We start from the raw sequence: 15439 nt of genomic DNA, 5'->3' as shown, positions 1-15439 counted from the left end.
CCGTTGCAGGTTGCTCGATGCAGTGATTTGTGCGCTGATCGCACGGGCCAGCCCTAGCCGGCGTAGGCCATGGCGCGGCGGTACCACTCGTGGAAGTGCTGCATGCCGTCTTCCATCGGCGACTGGTACGGGCCGACCTCGCTGGTGCCGCGCTTGAGCAGCGCCAGGCGGCCGGCATCCATGCGCTCGGCGATCTCGTCGTCCTCGATGCAGGTTTCCATGTAGGCGGCGCGCTCGGCCTCGACGAACTCGCGCTCGAACAGCGCGATTTCCTCGGGATAGTAGAACTCGACCACATTGCGGGTCTTGCGCGGGCCCACCGGATGCAGCGTCGAGATCACCAGCACGTTCGGGTACCACTCCACCATGATGTTGGGGTAGTAGGTCAGCCAGATCGCGCCGTGCTTGGGCAGCACGCCGTTATTGAAGCGCAGCACCGCGTCGTGCCATTTCTGGTACGTCGGGCTGCCGGGGTGCTTCAGGCCGGCGTGCAGGCCCACGGTCTGCACGCTGTGCCATTCGCCGAATTCCCACTTGAGGTCGTCGCACGAGACGAAGCTGCCCAGCCCCGGGTGGAACGGCACCACATGGTAGTCCTCGAGGTATACCTCGATGAAGGTCTTCCAGTTGTAGTCGCACTCGTGCACCTCGACGTGGTCGAGCATGTAGCCGTCGAAGTCCAGGTCCTGCGCCACGCCCAGCCGCGCCAGGTCGGCGCGGACGTCACGCGGGCCCTCGAACAGCAGGCCGTTCCAGTTCTGCAGCGGCGAGCGCTTCAGGTGCAGGCAGGGCTGCTGCTCGAAATGCGGCGCGCCGAGCAGTTCGCCCTTGAGGTCGTAGGTCCAGCGGTGCAGGGGGCAGACGATGTTCTGCTTGTTGCCGCGGCCGTTCAGCATGATGGCCTGGCGGTGGCGGCAGACATTGGACATCAGTTCGACGCCGGCGGCGTTGCGCACCAGCATGCGGCCTTCGTCCTCGGCCTTGAGCGTGTGGTAGTCGCCGGTCTCCGGGACCATCAATTCATGGCCGACATAGCCCGGGCCATTCCTGAACAGCAGTTCTAGTTCTTGTTGATGCAGCGCTTCGTCGAAGTAGGCGCCGACGGGCAGTTGCGAATCAGCCGGCGCCAGCTTGAGCGCGGTGCTGAGATTGGACATTATCCCCACTCCCAGATGAACAGGTGAAAGCAGTGAACAACCCAACCATCGAAAATGGAATCGATTTGGGAAACACTGCCGCCCGGCGTGGACGCTCTCGCGACCCCTGGCGGCGAACGAAAGATTGTACCCGACCCAAAAAGTTAAGGGACTGATTTTTTTGCCTTTTTAGCGAAAAAGTCGACCCGGGTCGTCATCTGGGTGCCGTAGCGGGCGCATTCGGAAAGACGACCCGAGCGCACAAGTCACTTCTGCGTCGGACGCACCCGATCGGGGCACGGTATCCCCCTGCAAGATGGGGGCAGGCGCGCGCTTTGGCGTAAAATCCGGGCTTCCCCATCCGGGTTTCCCCCGGTTCCAGCTTCCAGGGCCTGATATGCCAAAAACGACGACCGCTCCGGTCCAGACCGACAACACCGCCGACGCCGCCTCGGCGCCGCCCGCCTCCTACGAGGCGGCGATGGCCGAACTGGAAACGCTGGTGGCCAGCATGGAAAGCGGCGAACTGCCGCTCGAGGCCTCGCTGGCGGCGTACCGCCGCGGCGCCGAGCTGGTGCGCTATTGCCAGCAGAAGCTGGAGCGGGTCGAGCAGCAGGTGCGGGTGCTGGAGGGCGACGCGCTGAGGCCGCTCGCGGGCGAGGGCAACGGTGCCAATGGAGCACAGGGGACGGACGAGGCATGAGCGACTTCGCACAATGGATGCAGGCGCAGGGCGTGCGCACCGAGGCCGCCCTGCAGGCCGCGCTGCCCGACGCCGGCACGGTGCCGCATACGCTGCATGAGGCGATGCGCTATGCTGCGCTGGGCGGTGGCAAGCGCGTGCGCCCGCTGCTGGTCCATGCCGCCGGCGAAGTCAGCGGCGCGGCCCCGGCGGCCTGCGACGCGGCCGCCTGCGCGGTGGAGATGATCCACGCCTACTCGCTGGTCCACGACGACATGCCGTGCATGGACGACGACGACCTGCGCCGCGGCCGGCCGACCGTGCACAAGGCCTATGACGAGGCCACCGCGCTGCTGGTCGGCGATGCGCTGCAGACCCAGGCCTTCATCGTGCTGGCGGAAGCCGGGCCGGTCGCGCCCGCGGTGCGGCTGCAACTGGTGGCGGAGCTGGCGCGGGCCTCGGGATCCGCCGGCATGGCCGGCGGCCAGGCGATCGACCTGCAGAACGTGGGCCGCGCCATGACGCGCGACGCGCTCGAGGCCATGCACCGCATGAAGACCGGCGCGCTGCTGCGCGCCAGCGTGCGCATGGGCGCGTTGTGTGGCGAGATCGATGCTCCCGGCCTGGCGGCGCTGGACCGCTACGCGGCGGCGGTGGGATTGGCGTTCCAGGTCGTAGACGATATTCTGGACGTCACTGCCGATACCGCGACGCTGGGCAAGACCGCCGGCAAGGACGCCGCCCACGACAAGCCGACCTACGTGTCGCTGCTGGGGCTGGAGCCGGCCCGCGAACTGGCCGGGTCGCTGCGCGCCGAGGCGTACCAGGCGCTGGCCGGCTTCGGCGAGCGCGCCGCGCGCCTGCGCGACCTGGCGGACCTGATCGTGCTGCGCACGCATTAAACTAGAGCCGGCCGAACGGACATCATGACCTACGCACTCCTCAACAAGATTGACGCCCCCGCGGACCTGCGCAAGCTCGACCGGCGCGAGCTCCAGACCCTGGCCGACGAACTGCGCGCCTACGTGCTGGAGTCGGTCTCGCAGACCGGCGGCCACCTGTCGTCCAACCTGGGCACGGTCGAACTGACCATCGCGCTGCACTACGTCTTCAACACCCCCGATGACCGGCTGGTGTGGGACGTGGGCCACCAGAGCTATCCGCACAAGATCCTGACCGGGCGCCGCGAACGCATGGGCACGCTGCGCCAGTGGGGCGGCATCTCGGGCTTCCCGCGCCGCAGCGAAAGCGAATACGACACCTTCGGCACCGCCCACTCGTCGACCTCGATCTCGGCCGCGCTGGGCATGGCGCTGGGCGCGCGCACGCTGGGCCAGAAGCGGGTCTCGGTGGCGGTGATCGGCGACGGCGCGATGACCGCGGGCATGGCCTTCGAGGCGCTCAACAACGCCGGTGTCTACAAGGACCTGCCGCTGCTGGTGGTGCTCAACGACAACGACATGTCGATCTCGCCGCCGGTGGGCGCGCTCAACCGCCACCTGGCGCGGCTGCTGAGCGGGCAGTTCTACGCCGCCACCAAGAAGGGCATCGAAAAGGTGCTGTCGGTGGCGCCGCCGGTGCTGGAGTTCGCCAAGCGCTTCGAGGAACATGCCAAGGGCATGATGGTGCCGGCCACGCTGTTCGAGGAATTCGGCTTCAACTACATCGGCCCGATCGACGGCCACGACTTGAATTCGCTGGTGCCGACGCTGCAGAACATCCGCGAGCGCGCGCTCGAAGGCGGCGGCCCGCAGTTCCTGCACGTGGTCACCAAGAAAGGCCAGGGCTACAAGCTGGCCGAGGCCGACCCGATCCTGTACCACGGCCCGGGCAAGTTCAATCCGGCCGAAGGCATCCGCCCTGCAGCCAAGCCTGCGCGCAAGACCTACACCCAGGTGTTCGGCGACTGGCTGTGCGATATGGCCGCGGCCGACAAGCGCCTGGTCGGCATCACCCCGGCGATGCGCGAGGGCTCGGGCATGGTCGAGTTCGAGCAGCGCTTCCCCGACCGCTACTACGACGTCGGCATCGCCGAGCAGCATGCGGTGACCTTCGCCGGCGGCCTGGCGTGCGAGGGCCTGAAGCCGGTGGTGGCGATCTACTCCACGTTCCTGCAGCGCGGCTACGACCAGTTGATCCACGACGTCGCGCTGCAGAACCTGCCGGTGGTGTTCGCGCTCGACCGCGCCGGCCTGGTCGGCGCCGACGGCGCGACCCACGCGGGCGCCTACGATATCGCCTATCTGCGCTGCATCCCCAACATGATGGTGATGACGCCGTCCGACGAGAACGAGTGCCGCCAGTTGCTGACCACGGCATTCCAGCAGGACTGCCCGACCGCGGTGCGCTATCCGCGCGGCTCCGGCCCGGGCGCGGCGATCGCGGCCGACCTGGCCCCGGTGCCGGTGGGCAAGGGCGTGGTGCGCCGCGAGGGCGGCACGCGCGCCGGGCACCGCGTCGGCTTCCTGGCGTTCGGCTCGATGGTGCAGCCGGCGCTGGGCGCGGCCGAGGCGCTCGACGCCACGGTGGCGGACATGCGCTTCGTCAAGCCGCTCGACCTGGCGCTGGTCAAGCGCCTGGCCGCCGACCACGACTACCTGGTGACGGTGGAAGAGGGCAGCGTGATGGGCGGCGCCGGCAGCGCCGTGCTCGAGGCCCTGGCCGAGGCCGGCATCGACAAGCCGGTGCTGACGCTGGGCCTGCCCGACCGCTTCGTCGACCATGGCGACCCGGCCTACCTGCTGCAGCAATGCGGCCTCGACGCGGCCGGCATCGAGCGCTCCGTGCGCGCGCGTTTCGGGCTGGATCAGCCCAAGGTCACGGTCGCCTCGCGCGTGGCCTGATCACCTGCCAAGCCAAGGGGATTCGGGCGCTCGCACTACGAGTGCGTCGGAATTCCCTTAAACTCCGTTTTTTTGTGTTCGCAGCTGCGGGTCGGCACGCCAGTGCCGGGTCCCGTGGTTTCACACTCGTTGCGCGGCATGGAGGGACTGCGAAAATGCCGCGACCGTAAGGGCTTGCGCTTTGCCTGCGCAACCCTGGAGGAAACCGTAGATGAATGACATCAACCCCGCCTTCGTCATGCCCGACGTCCAGTCGAGCCCCGACACCCGCCAGATCCCGATCCAGCGTGTCGGCGTGAAGGGCGTGCGCTATCCCGTGACCCTGAAGACCCCGGCCGGCATCGTGCCGACCGTCGGCACCTTCAACCTCGACGTGCACCTGCCCGCCGAGCAGAAGGGCACGCATATGTCGCGCTTCGTCGCGCTGCTGGAAGAAGAGCGCGCGCCGCTGGAGCTGGCCAGCTTCCGGCTGATGCTCGACAAGATGCTGGAAAAGCTCGAAGCCGACGCCGGCCGCATCGAGGTCACGTTCCCGTACTTCATCAGCAAGATCGCGCCGGTATCGGGCGTGGAGTCGCTGTTGGACTACGAGGTCACGCTGGCCGGCGAAGTGCGCGACGGCGCCACGCGGGTGTTCCTGAAGGCGCTGGTGCCGGTGACCAGCCTGTGCCCGTGCTCGAAGAAGATTTCGCAATACGGCGCCCACAACCAGCGCTCGCATATCACCATGAACGTCGAGCTGGCGGGCGAGCTGCCGGTCGAGGCGCTGGTGCGCATGGCCGAGGAAGAGGCGTCGTGCGAACTATGGGGCTTGCTCAAGCGGCCCGACGAAAAGTTTGTCACCGAGCGTGCCTATGAGAACCCCAAGTTCGTCGAGGACCTGGTGCGCGACATCGCCATGCGGCTCAATGCGGACGACCGCATCGTGGCCTATGTGCTGGAGGCGGAGAACTTCGAGTCGATCCACAATCACAGCGCGTATGCGGTGATCGAGCGCGACAAGCGCGTCGGTTGATCGGGTTGCCGCTGCCAAAGAAAAAGCCACCGCATGCGGTGGCTTTTTCTTTGGCGCTTGGTATGTCGACGGTCAGGCAGCCGACGGCAACCGGATATCCGCCAGATCCCAGCGCGGCGTCACGCCATAACCGTATTCACGCCGTGCCAGCTCCGGCGCGGCCTGCAAGCGCATCGCGCCCGCAAACGCGATCATCGCGCCGTTATCCGTGCAGAAGGCGAGGTCGGGGTAATACACCTCGAGCTTGCGCTGCTTGCCCAACTGGTCCAGCCGCTCGCGCAACTGCCGGTTCGCGCCCACCCCGCCGGCCACCACCAGCCGCTTGTGCCCGGTCTGCTTCAGCGCGGCCATCGACTTGGCCGCCAGCACATCGACGATCGCATCGACAAAGGCGCGCGCGAGGTTGGCGCGGTCCGGCTCGCAGGTATTGGCCAGCTTGCGGGTTTGCGTCAGCACCGCGGTCTTCAGGCCGGCGAAGGAAAAATCCAGGTTGCCCGAATGCAGCATCGGGCGCGGCAGCTCGAACGCGCCGGGCACGCCGAACTCGGCCAGGCGCGATACTTCCGGCCCGCCCGGATAGCCCAGGCCCAGCAGCTTGGCGGTCTTGTCGAACGCTTCGCCGGCGGCATCGTCCAGGGTTTCGCCAAGCAGGGTGTAATCGCCGATGCCGCGCACTTCCATCAGTTGCGTATGGCCGCCCGATACCAGCAGCGCCACGAACGGGAACGGCGGCGGCTCGCGCGTCAGCAGCGGCGACAGCAGGTGGCCCTCTAGGTGGTGCACGCCCACCATCGGCACGTTCAGCGCAAAGCCCAGCGCGTTGGCCACCGAGGCGCCGACCAGCAGCGCACCGGCCAGCCCGGGGCCCTGGGTGAAGGCAATGGCGTCGAGGTCCTGGCGGCTGCGGCCGGCGTCGGCCAGCACCTGCTCCAGCAGCGGCAGCACGCGGCGGATATGGTCGCGCGAGGCCAGCTCGGGGACCACGCCGCCGTAGTCGCGGTGCATGGCGATCTGCGAGTGCAGCGCATGCGCGAGCAGGCCGGCATCGGTGTCATAGAGGGCGAGGCCGGTTTCGTCGCAGGAAGATTCGATGCCGAGGACGAGCATGGGAGCATGACGCCGTCTCCCGTCGGGGGAAACAGCCATCGGAACAAGGGTTTGCGGGAAGCGCGCAGGGTAGCACAGCGGCGCGCTGCGCGCTTTTCGCTACAATCTGCCCTTTCTCAGGCGGTGGCAAGACACATGGATTCGCGAGGCGTGCAATGAGCGGGGCAGCCCAGGCCCGGAGCGGCCGGTATGACGTGGCCGTACTGGGCGCCGGCGCCGCGGGCATGATGTGCGCCGCGGTGGCGGGGCAGCAGGGCGCGCGCGTGGTGCTGATCGACCATGCCACCCGGCTCGCCGAGAAGATCCGCATCTCGGGCGGCGGCCGCTGCAATTTCACCAACCTGCAGGCCGGGCCGGCCAATTACCTGTCGTCCAATCCGCACTTCTGCCGCTCGGCGCTGGCGCGCTACACGCCGCAGGATTTCCTCGCGCTGATGCGCCGCCATGGCATCGCCTGGCACGAGAAGCACCGCGGCCAGCTGTTCTGCAATGACAGCGCCGAAGACTTGATCGCCATGCTGCGCGCGGAATGCGACGCCGGGCAGGTGCGCTGGCAGACCGGCTGCGCGGTGACGGAAGTCCGGCGCGAGGGGGACGACTTCCTGCTGCTCACCGCCGCGGGCACGGTGCGGGCCGGGGCGCTGGTGGTGGCCACCGGCGGCCTGTCGATCCCCAAGATCGGTGCCACCGACTTCGGCTACCGCATTGCCCGGCAGTTCGGGCTGGGCATCGTCGAGACCCGGCCGGCGCTGGTGCCGCTGACCTTCGACGGCAGGGACTGGGCGCCGTTCGTGCCGCTGGCGGGGGTCTCGCTGGAAGTCGATATCGCCACCGGCAGCGGCAAGGCCGCGGGCGCGTTCCGCGAAGACCTGCTGTGGACGCATCGCGGCCTGTCGGGCCCGGCGGTGCTGCAGATCTCCAGCTACTGGCGTCCCGGCACCCCGGTGGCGATCGACCTGTTCGATGGCGAGGACGCCGCCGAGTGGCTGCTGGAGCAGAAGGCAGGCAGCCGCAAGCACCTGGGTAACCTGCTGGCGCAGCGGCTGCCGTCGCGGCTGGCCGAGGCGTGGTGCGCGGCCGCTGGCGTCGCGGCGACGATGCCGCTGCATGACGTGACCGACAAGGCCCTGCGCAAGCTCGGCGCCGCGCTCAACGACTGGCGCATCGTGCCGTCCGGCACCGAGGGTTACCGCAAGGCCGAGGTCACGCTGGGCGGGGTCGATACCCGTGGGCTGTCGTCGACCACGATGATGGCGCGCGAGGTGCCGGGCCTGTATTTCATTGGCGAAGTGGTCGACGTGACTGGCTGGCTCGGCGGCTACAACTTCCAGTGGGCCTGGGCCTCGGCAGTGGCGGCGGGGCAGGCGGCGGCCGAGGTCGCGCGGCAGGTCCGGGCCGGGCAATCGGCGGCCTGAGCGCCGGCCCGGGCGACGGCCCCCGCCTGCTGAATGCGGCGTATCGATCGCATGGACTGTGCAGTTGCACGCCACTTCCGCGCCGCATTGTTGGTGCTACAATCCAGAACTTCGTAACGCCGCCATCCCGAAAATACTTACATTTTCCGGCCAAATGACTACGATCCGCCTCAAGGAAAACGAGCCTTTTGAAGTTGCCCTGCGTCGTTTCAAGCGCATCATCGAGAAGAACGGCCTGCTCCCGGAACTGCGGGCCCGCGAGTTTTACGAAAAGCCCACCGCCGCGCGCAAGCGCAAGAAGGCTGCCGCCGAGAAGCGCCATTACAAGCGCATCCGCAGCCAGATGCTGCCGAAGAAGCTGTACTGACACCGGCTTCGCGCTTGCCCACGACCCGCTGTGGCGTATGCTCGGCGGGTTTTTGCGTTATGGGCCTTGCAGCGACGGCAATGCGCCGCCATGTGTAAGTGCCCGCCCACTTTCTGGAAGATCACGATGTCCCTCAAAGCCCGTATCAGCGAAGACATGAAGACCGCCATGCGCGCCCGCGAAACGGAGCGCCTTGGCACCATCCGCTTGCTGCTGGCGGCGATCAAGCAGCGCGAAGTCGACGAGCGCGTGGAACTGGACGACACCGCGGTGCTGGCCGTGGTTGAAAAGCTGATCAAGCAGCGCAAGGACTCGATCGCGCAATTCCAGCAGGCGGGCCGCAATGACCTTGCCGACAAGGAACTGGCCGAGGTCGAAGTGCTGAAGGTCTACATGCCCGCCGCGCTGTCCGACGCGGAAGTGGCCGCCGAGGTGCAGCAGGCCGTCGCCGCCACCGGCGCCGCCGGCCCACAGGACATGGGCAAGGTCATGGGCGTGCTAAAGGGCAAGCTGGCCGGCCGTGCCGACATGACCGCGGTATCGGCCCTGGTCAAGGCCGCGCTGGCACCAAAGTAAATACTGATTTAATCGCTTGCAAGCGCGATGCGCGCAATATCCCTCTGATTCGCTGGAGTTGCGCGCAAATGTGAAGCAATCCGGGTAGCCGTTCCGCGCTGCACTACAATATTCCGATAGCAGCCGGGCGTCGCGCCGGCCACGCATTCCAAAAAAGGGGCCGTCCGCCGTGGGACGGCCAAGCCTCAGGACGGTCAGTCGGGTGATTCCGCAATCCTTTATTCAGGACCTGCTCAACCGTGTCGACATTGTCGATGTGGTGGGCAAGTATGTGCAGCTGAAGAAGGGCGGCGCCAATTTCATGGGACTGTGCCCGTTCCATAACGAGAAGTCCCCGTCGTTCACGGTGTCGCCGACCAAGCAGTTCTACCACTGCTTCGGCTGCGGCGCCCATGGCTCGGCGATCGGCTTTCTGATGGAGTTTTCCGGCCAGTCCTACCCGGAGGCGGTGCGGGAGCTGGCCCAGTCGGTTGGCATGACCGTGCCCGAGGAACGCGACCGCCTGCCTCCCGGCCAGCGTGCCGAGCAGCAGGCGCGCTCGGTGGCGCTGTCCGACGCCATGACCCGCGCCACCGATTTCTACCGCCGCCAGCTGCGCGGCGCCCCGCAGGCGATCCAGTACCTGAAGGGGCGGGGGCTCACCGGCGAGATCGCCGGCCAGTTCGGCCTGGGCTATGCGCCGGACGACTGGCAGGGCCTGGAAGCGGTGTTTGGCAGCTATCGCGACGACAATGTGGCGGCGCCGCTGGTCGAGGCCGGCCTGCTGATCGAAAGCGACAAGCGCGATGCGGACGGCAAGCCGCGCCGCTACGACCGCTTCCGCGACCGCATCATGTTCCCGATCCGCAACACCAAGGGCGCCGTGATCGGCTTCGGTGGGCGCGTCATGGGGCAGGGCGAGCCCAAGTACCTGAACTCGCCGGAGACCCCGCTGTTCAGCAAGGGCACCGAACTGTATGGCTTGTTCGAGGCCCGTCATGCGATCCGGGAAACCGGCTATGTGCTGGTGGTCGAAGGGTATATGGACGTCGTGGCACTGGCCCAGCTCGGTTTTGCCAACGCCGTCGCCACCCTGGGCACGGCGTGCACGCCCGTGCACGTGCAGAAGCTGCTGCGCCAGACCGACGCGGTGGTGTTCTCGTTCGACGGCGACTCGGCGGGCCGGCGCGCCGCCAGGCGGGCGCTGGAAGCCTGCCTGCCGCATGTGGCCGACAACAAGACCATCCGCTTCCTGTTCCTGCCGGCCGAGCACGACCCCGACAGCTATGTGCGCGAAGAAGGCACCGAAGCCTTCGCCGCGCAGGTGCGCAATGCCATGCCGCTGTCGCGCTTCCTGCTTCAGTCGGTGACCGAGGAACTGGACCTGCGCCAGCCCGAGGGCCGTGCCCGCGCCCAGTACGAGGCCAAGCCGCTGCTGCAGGCGATGCCGGCAGGCGGGCTGCGGCTTCAGATTGTGCGCGAACTTGCCGATGCCACCGGTACGACGCCCGCGGAGATCGAGGCGATCTGCGGCCTGCGCAGCGATCCGGCGCGGGTCGGCCGTTTCGCCCAGCCGCGCCCGCGCGCGCGCCGCCAGGCCCCGACCGGACTGGAGCAGCGGGTGATCCAGTTGCTGATGTGCTACCCGGCATTGTCGGCGCGGCTCGACGAGGACGCGCGCGCATTGCTGCTGGAGGGCGAGGGCGGGAACAGCGAAGTGTTGGCGCACCTGGTCGGCGCATGCGATGGCGTCCAGGGCGAGGTGAACTTCGCGGCCTTCAGCGAGCACCTGGCCCAGACCCCGTACGCCGAGGTCTATGCCGCGGCGCGCACGGCGGTGTTGCGCGAGGAGATTGAAGAGGCACCTGCTACACAGGAATTCGATGCGGCCATCACCAAGCTGCTGGCCGAGCCGCTGCGGCGTGAGCTCGACAGCCTGCAGGCGGAAGTGGTCGCCGGCACGGCCGACGAGGCCGCCAAGCAGCGCATGCGCTGGCTGGTGGGTGAAATCCACCGGCGGCGCCAACTGGGCTGAGGCGCCGGCGGGCGCCCCGGCCTTCAACCGGGAGGCGGCAGCAAGCGTTGGACAAGCAGTGGATCAGGGTCCGGGCCCGGTTGCGCCGAGCTTAAGCCTTGATTTTTCAGGTGAAAACCTCACCTGACAGGGAGCCGGCTAGTTGTGGCGTGCTACAATAGCGGGTTTGGATTGCGAAATCTTTCTCTCCAGTTCTGGTGAAAGTGAGCGTGCCAATGGCAAAGGCCAAAGCAACCGAAAGGGTTACCTCTAAAGCTCCCCAGTCAGGGAGCGGCAAGGCGTCTGTGAAAACCACGGCGGCGAAGACATCGACCGCGACCGTCAAGACGCCAGCCCGGTCTGCGCCATCAAAGTCCGTGCGCCGCGCGCAAGCGCCCGCCGTGACGACTCCCACCAGAACCCGCACATCCGAAAAGACAAAGGCCTCGACTTCGGCACGCGAGAGCGGCAAGAGCCCCAGTACCAGCGGCAAGGTCGCCGCATCTGCAGCAGCATCTGCACCAGTGAAAGGCAAGAGTATCACCGTGGCGAAACAGCAGAATACCGAAGTCGAGAGCAAGCGAGCGGCAGCCGCCGGCGCCAAGAGCGGGGGCGCCAAGCAAGGCGCGGCCGCGACGGCCGCCAAGGCGCGTGCCGCGACACCTGCATCCGTTGCATCCGAGCGTCCCGCTGCGCCGGCAATCAAGCCGGAGCCGAAAAAGCGTGGCCGCAAGCCCAAGGCCGAGATGCAGCACGACGACAGCACAACAGACGACGTGACTGAAGAGTTTTACGAGAACGATACGCGCGCGGCGGCAACACCGGCGGCGCCGAAGACCGAAAAGCAGAAAGCCAAGGACCGCAAGGCCAAGGAAAAGGCGCTGCTCAAGGAGTTCGCCTCGACCCAGCAAGGCACCGAGGAAGAGCTCGAGCTGCGTCGCCAGAAGCTCAAGGCGCTGATCAAGCTGGGCAAGTCGCGCGGCTACCTGACCTATGCGGAAATCAACGATCACCTGCCGGACGACATGGTCGATTCGGAAACGATCGACACGCTGGTCGCCACGCTGAACGACATCGGCATCGCCGTCTATGAACAGGCGCCGGATGCCGAGACGCTGCTGCTCAACGACAACGCCCCGTCCGCTACCAGCGAGGAAGAAGCCGAGGAAGAGGCCGAGGCGGCCCTGTCCACGGTGGACTCCGAGTTCGGCCGCACCACCGACCCGGTGCGCATGTACATGCGCGAGATGGGCACGGTCGAGCTGCTGACGCGCGAAGGCGAAATCGAGATCGCCAAGCGCATCGAGGCGGGCCTGAAGGACATGGTGATGGCGATCTCGGCGTGCCCGGTCACCATCTCCGAGATCCTGGCCCATGCCGAGCGCGTCGCCAACGACGAGATCAAGATCGACGAGTTCGTCGACGGCCTGATCGACCCGAACGCCGAGGAAACCCCAGAAGCCCCGTCGGCCCCGGCCGCGGCGGCCGACGACGAGGACCTCGAGTCCGACGAAGACGAGGAAGGCGACGAGGACGATGACGACGAAGGCGGCGCCGGCGCCGGTGCCTCCGCGCGACAGCTGGAAGAGCTGAAGCAGAACGCGCTGGAGAAATTCCGCGTGATCGCCGAGCAGTTCGACAAGATGCGCCGTGCCTTCGAGAAGGAAGGCTACAAGTCCAAGCCCTACGTCAAGGCGCAGGAAGCGATCCAGGCCGAGCTGATGGGCATCCGCTTCACCGCCCGCAACGTCGAGCGCCTGTGCGACACGCTGCGCGGCCAGGTCGACGAAGTGCGCAAGCTCGAGCGTGCCATCCTGAACATCGTGGTCGACAAGTGCGGCATGCCGCGCGCGGATTTCGTCGCCCGCTTCCCGGGCAACGAGACCAACCTCGAGTGGATCCACACCGTGGTGGCCGACGGCAAGGGCTACAGCATCATCGTCGAGCGCAACGTGCCGGCGGTGCATGAGCTGCAGCAGAAGCTGATCGACCTGCAGGCGCGCGTGGTGCTGCCGCTGAAGGAGCTGAAGGACGTCAACCGCAAGATGTCGGAAGGCGAGCGGCGCGCGCGCGAAGCCAAGCGCGAGATGACCGAGGCCAACCTGCGCCTGGTGATTTCGATCGCCAAGAAGTACACCAACCGCGGCCTGCAGTTCCTCGACCTGATCCAGGAAGGCAACATCGGCCTGATGAAGGCGGTCGACAAGTTCGAATACCGCCGCGGCTACAAGTTCTCGACGTACGCCACGTGGTGGATCCGCCAGGCCATCACGCGCTCGATCGCCGACCAGGCGCGCACCATCCGCATCCCGGTGCACATGATCGAGACCATCAACAAGATGAACCGCATCTCGCGCCAGATCCTGCAGGAAACCGGCAACGAGCCGGATCCGGCAACGCTGGCCGAGAAGATGGAGATGCCGGAAGACAAGATCCGCAAGATCATGAAGATCGCCAAGGAACCGATCTCCATGGAAACGCCGATCGGTGACGACGACGACTCCCATCTGGGCGACTTTATCGAGGACACCAACACGCTGGCCCCGGCCGAAGCGGCGCTGCACGGCTCCATGCGCGACGTCGTCAAGGACGTGCTGGACTCGCTGACGCCGCGCGAAGCCAAGGTGCTGCGCATGCGCTTCGGCATCGAAATGAGCACCGACCACACGCTGGAAGAGGTCGGCAAGCAGTTCGACGTCACGCGTGAGCGGATCCGCCAGATCGAGGCCAAGGCACTGCGCAAGCTGCGCCACCCGAGCCGCTCCGACAAGCTGAAGAGTTTCCTGGAAGGCAACTAAACGCTTCCAAGGGCCTCTAGCTCATGCCTGGTTAGAGCAGCGGACTCATAATAGTTTGTGCTGAACCGGGGCGCTCATCTGAAATGCCTTGTGCATCAATGGGTTGCCCGGTTTCGTATAAGCCAGTGGACAGTCACTTTTCCATCATTTTTCCACTTTCCGTGGCGGGCTATAGAAGTGCAGTTGTGGAAAACGCTCCGCAAGACGTCTCCTTCGGGTAACATCACGCGCTTCACGTTTTAAGGGCCGGACGCCGTGCTGGTTGCAGGCAGCGGACTCATAATCCGCCTCCGAAAGGACACCGTGGGTTCGAATCCCACCCGGCCCACCAAGATGTAACAAAGCCACGCTCAGCGATGAGGGTGGCTTTTTCTTTTGAGGCGTCCTTCGCGGCGTACATGCCTTGTGAGAGACTCGGGCAAGCGTTCTGTGGAGAGAAAGATGCTCAAAAGATTTTGGCAGCGTATTACTCGGCGGCAAGACCCGCAAGACCAGCAGAGCGCGGCCATAGCGCAGTTAGTGGCCCTTCACATCATGACGAATGTGGAAGTGCTCCACTTCGACGTATCGAAGCTTGCGCCTGCCTCGCCATTGCCTTTGCTTGGCTACATCTACGGTACCTGCAAAGGGGCTGCTTACGCTGCAGAGTTCAAAGAGCCAGAAGTCTTCTTCATGGCAATGATTCTGACGCTTCGTGACGTTTTCGGTCGCGATGCCGCAGAGCTAATAGCAGTGGTGCGAGAGTCCTGGGACACGATGACAGAGGAGCCCGAGTTTGTCGCTGGCTACGGGCCAGGTATTGATGTCGGCGTGTCCCTGATTGTCGAGCAAGAGCTGAAGACGAAGGACATCTCTGCGTTACTGTTCAAGTACTACCGCCACTGCATCGGCAATGAGGATATCGTGGCACGTATGGACGAAATGTATCGCACACCTCAGGCCTGACGAGAGGTAGCGCTCTAATAGTCCCATCCTGCCGACCAAGATGTAACAATGCCACGCTCATCACTGGGTCATGGCTTTTTCTTCTTTGCGTGCTCTCGCGTGGCCGCGCTTAGCCTTCTTTGAAGACCCTATTGAGGTTGTCAATGAGCAGCATGCCCTGCCCAGTGAGATGCAGCGTCGGCAAGTCCCCTTCCTTTTTGGCCGGACGTAGTTCGGCAAATCCTGCCTTCACTGCTTTCTCGAAGCCAGCTTCGACGATGCGGTCCGCTTCCTCGCGGTCGAAAGCGAAGCGCAGACCGAGCCGCGCGTGGAACTCGGTGAGCCCATCCTTTCCAGCTTGTTCTACAAGGCACAGGATAGCCGCGGCCGCAGGCGAGAGCGGGGAGCTGATGCTCTTCGCAACGGAGCGCTGGGTAAAAAACATACAGACGACTGCATCCAGTGCGGTCGCTGAAGGCGTGTACTTCGGTTTCATTTCCTTGGCCACAAACAATCTCCCAAAAGACCTCTATATCGGCTGCGAGCTGCACGGTCTTGAGTTCTGTAATAGACGCGCTGGTCG

The 15439-nt window shown here is 65.9% G+C and carries 14 protein-coding genes and 1 tRNA gene; 11 read left to right on the top strand and 4 right to left on the bottom strand.

The window, feature by feature from the left end; all coding sequences use genetic code 11:
• Nucleotides 1-53 precede the first annotated feature (53 nt).
• Nucleotides 54-1157: an aromatic ring-hydroxylating oxygenase subunit alpha gene (locus CBM2586_RS11705; RefSeq protein WP_115687655.1), complete on the bottom strand. Its 1104-nt coding sequence runs from the start codon at nt 1155-1157 to the stop codon at nt 54-56.
• Between the two features lie 376 nt (nt 1158-1533).
• On the opposite strand from CBM2586_RS11705, the gene CBM2586_RS11700 reads away from it, so the two are divergent.
• From CBM2586_RS11700 to folE2, 4 genes are all read left to right on the top strand, one after another.
• Complete coding sequence (locus CBM2586_RS11700; protein WP_115661532.1) at nt 1534-1839, top strand: exodeoxyribonuclease VII small subunit; 306 nt, start codon at nt 1534-1536, stop codon at nt 1837-1839.
• On the top strand, nt 1836-2720 hold the full coding sequence (locus CBM2586_RS11695) for a polyprenyl synthetase family protein (protein WP_115661533.1): 885 nt from the start codon (nt 1836-1838) through the stop codon (nt 2718-2720). Before CBM2586_RS11700 ends, CBM2586_RS11695 begins: the two co-directional genes overlap by 4 nt.
• Nucleotides 2721-2744: 24 nt before the next feature.
• Nucleotides 2745-4661 (top strand): 1-deoxy-D-xylulose-5-phosphate synthase, encoded by a 1917-nt coding sequence (gene dxs, locus CBM2586_RS11690; protein ID WP_115687653.1) that lies wholly within the window; start codon nt 2745-2747, stop codon nt 4659-4661.
• Between the two features lie 211 nt (nt 4662-4872).
• The gene (folE2, locus tag CBM2586_RS11685; protein WP_115687651.1) at nt 4873-5676 is read left to right on the top strand and encodes a GTP cyclohydrolase FolE2; all 804 of its coding nucleotides are present in this window, start codon (nt 4873-4875) and stop codon (nt 5674-5676) included.
• A 72-nt stretch (nt 5677-5748) separates the two neighbouring features.
• On the opposite strand, the gene tsaD is transcribed toward folE2, so the two are convergent.
• A complete protein-coding gene (tsaD, locus tag CBM2586_RS11680; protein WP_115687649.1) occupies nt 5749-6783 on the bottom strand; it encodes a tRNA (adenosine(37)-N6)-threonylcarbamoyltransferase complex transferase subunit TsaD in 1035 nt (344 codons plus the stop codon).
• A gap of 155 nt (nt 6784-6938) precedes the next feature.
• Between tsaD and CBM2586_RS11675 the strand changes: the two genes are divergently transcribed.
• The 4 genes from CBM2586_RS11675 (at nt 6939) to dnaG (ending at nt 11155) form a co-directional block, all read left to right on the top strand.
• The gene (locus CBM2586_RS11675) at nt 6939-8198 is read left to right on the top strand and encodes an NAD(P)/FAD-dependent oxidoreductase (protein ID WP_115687647.1); all 1260 of its coding nucleotides are present in this window, start codon (nt 6939-6941) and stop codon (nt 8196-8198) included.
• 154 nt (nt 8199-8352) lie between these two features.
• Complete coding sequence (gene rpsU / locus CBM2586_RS11670; RefSeq protein WP_115661538.1) at nt 8353-8565, top strand: 30S ribosomal protein S21; 213 nt, start codon at nt 8353-8355, stop codon at nt 8563-8565.
• Between the two features lie 126 nt (nt 8566-8691).
• Nucleotides 8692-9141, top strand: coding sequence for a GatB/YqeY domain-containing protein (locus CBM2586_RS11665; RefSeq protein WP_115661539.1), 450 nt, complete (start codon nt 8692-8694; stop codon nt 9139-9141).
• Between the two features lie 202 nt (nt 9142-9343).
• Nucleotides 9344-11155, top strand: coding sequence for a DNA primase (gene dnaG, locus CBM2586_RS11660; RefSeq protein WP_115687645.1), 1812 nt, complete (start codon nt 9344-9346; stop codon nt 11153-11155).
• Between the two features lie 106 nt (nt 11156-11261).
• Here dnaG and CBM2586_RS32045 read toward each other — a convergent pair whose 3' ends face one another.
• On the bottom strand, nt 11262-11669 hold the full coding sequence (locus CBM2586_RS32045; RefSeq protein WP_231942406.1) for a hypothetical protein: 408 nt from the start codon (nt 11667-11669) through the stop codon (nt 11262-11264).
• Between CBM2586_RS32045 and rpoD the strand changes: the two genes are divergently transcribed.
• From rpoD to CBM2586_RS11645, 3 genes are all read left to right on the top strand, one after another.
• Entirely contained in the window at nt 11659-13932 is a 2274-nt protein-coding gene (gene rpoD / locus CBM2586_RS11655) for an RNA polymerase sigma factor RpoD (protein WP_231942408.1), read from the top strand. The genes CBM2586_RS32045 and rpoD overlap by 11 nt on opposite strands.
• Nucleotides 13933-14175: 243 nt before the next feature.
• Nucleotides 14176-14263: transfer RNA gene (locus CBM2586_RS11650), tRNA-Ile, on the top strand.
• A gap of 110 nt (nt 14264-14373) precedes the next feature.
• Nucleotides 14374-14877: a hypothetical protein gene (locus CBM2586_RS11645; protein ID WP_115687643.1), complete on the top strand. Its 504-nt coding sequence runs from the start codon at nt 14374-14376 to the stop codon at nt 14875-14877.
• A 109-nt stretch (nt 14878-14986) separates the two neighbouring features.
• Here CBM2586_RS11645 and CBM2586_RS11640 read toward each other — a convergent pair whose 3' ends face one another.
• On the bottom strand, nt 14987-15364 hold the full coding sequence (locus tag CBM2586_RS11640; RefSeq protein WP_145987402.1) for a hypothetical protein: 378 nt from the start codon (nt 15362-15364) through the stop codon (nt 14987-14989).
• Nucleotides 15365-15439: the final 75 nt, after the last annotated feature.

Origin of the sequence: Cupriavidus taiwanensis (assembly GCF_900250115.1) — a bacterium.
GTDB lineage: Bacteria > Pseudomonadota > Gammaproteobacteria > Burkholderiales > Burkholderiaceae > Cupriavidus > Cupriavidus taiwanensis_B.
This window is presented reverse-complemented; position numbering and strand designations above follow the sequence as displayed.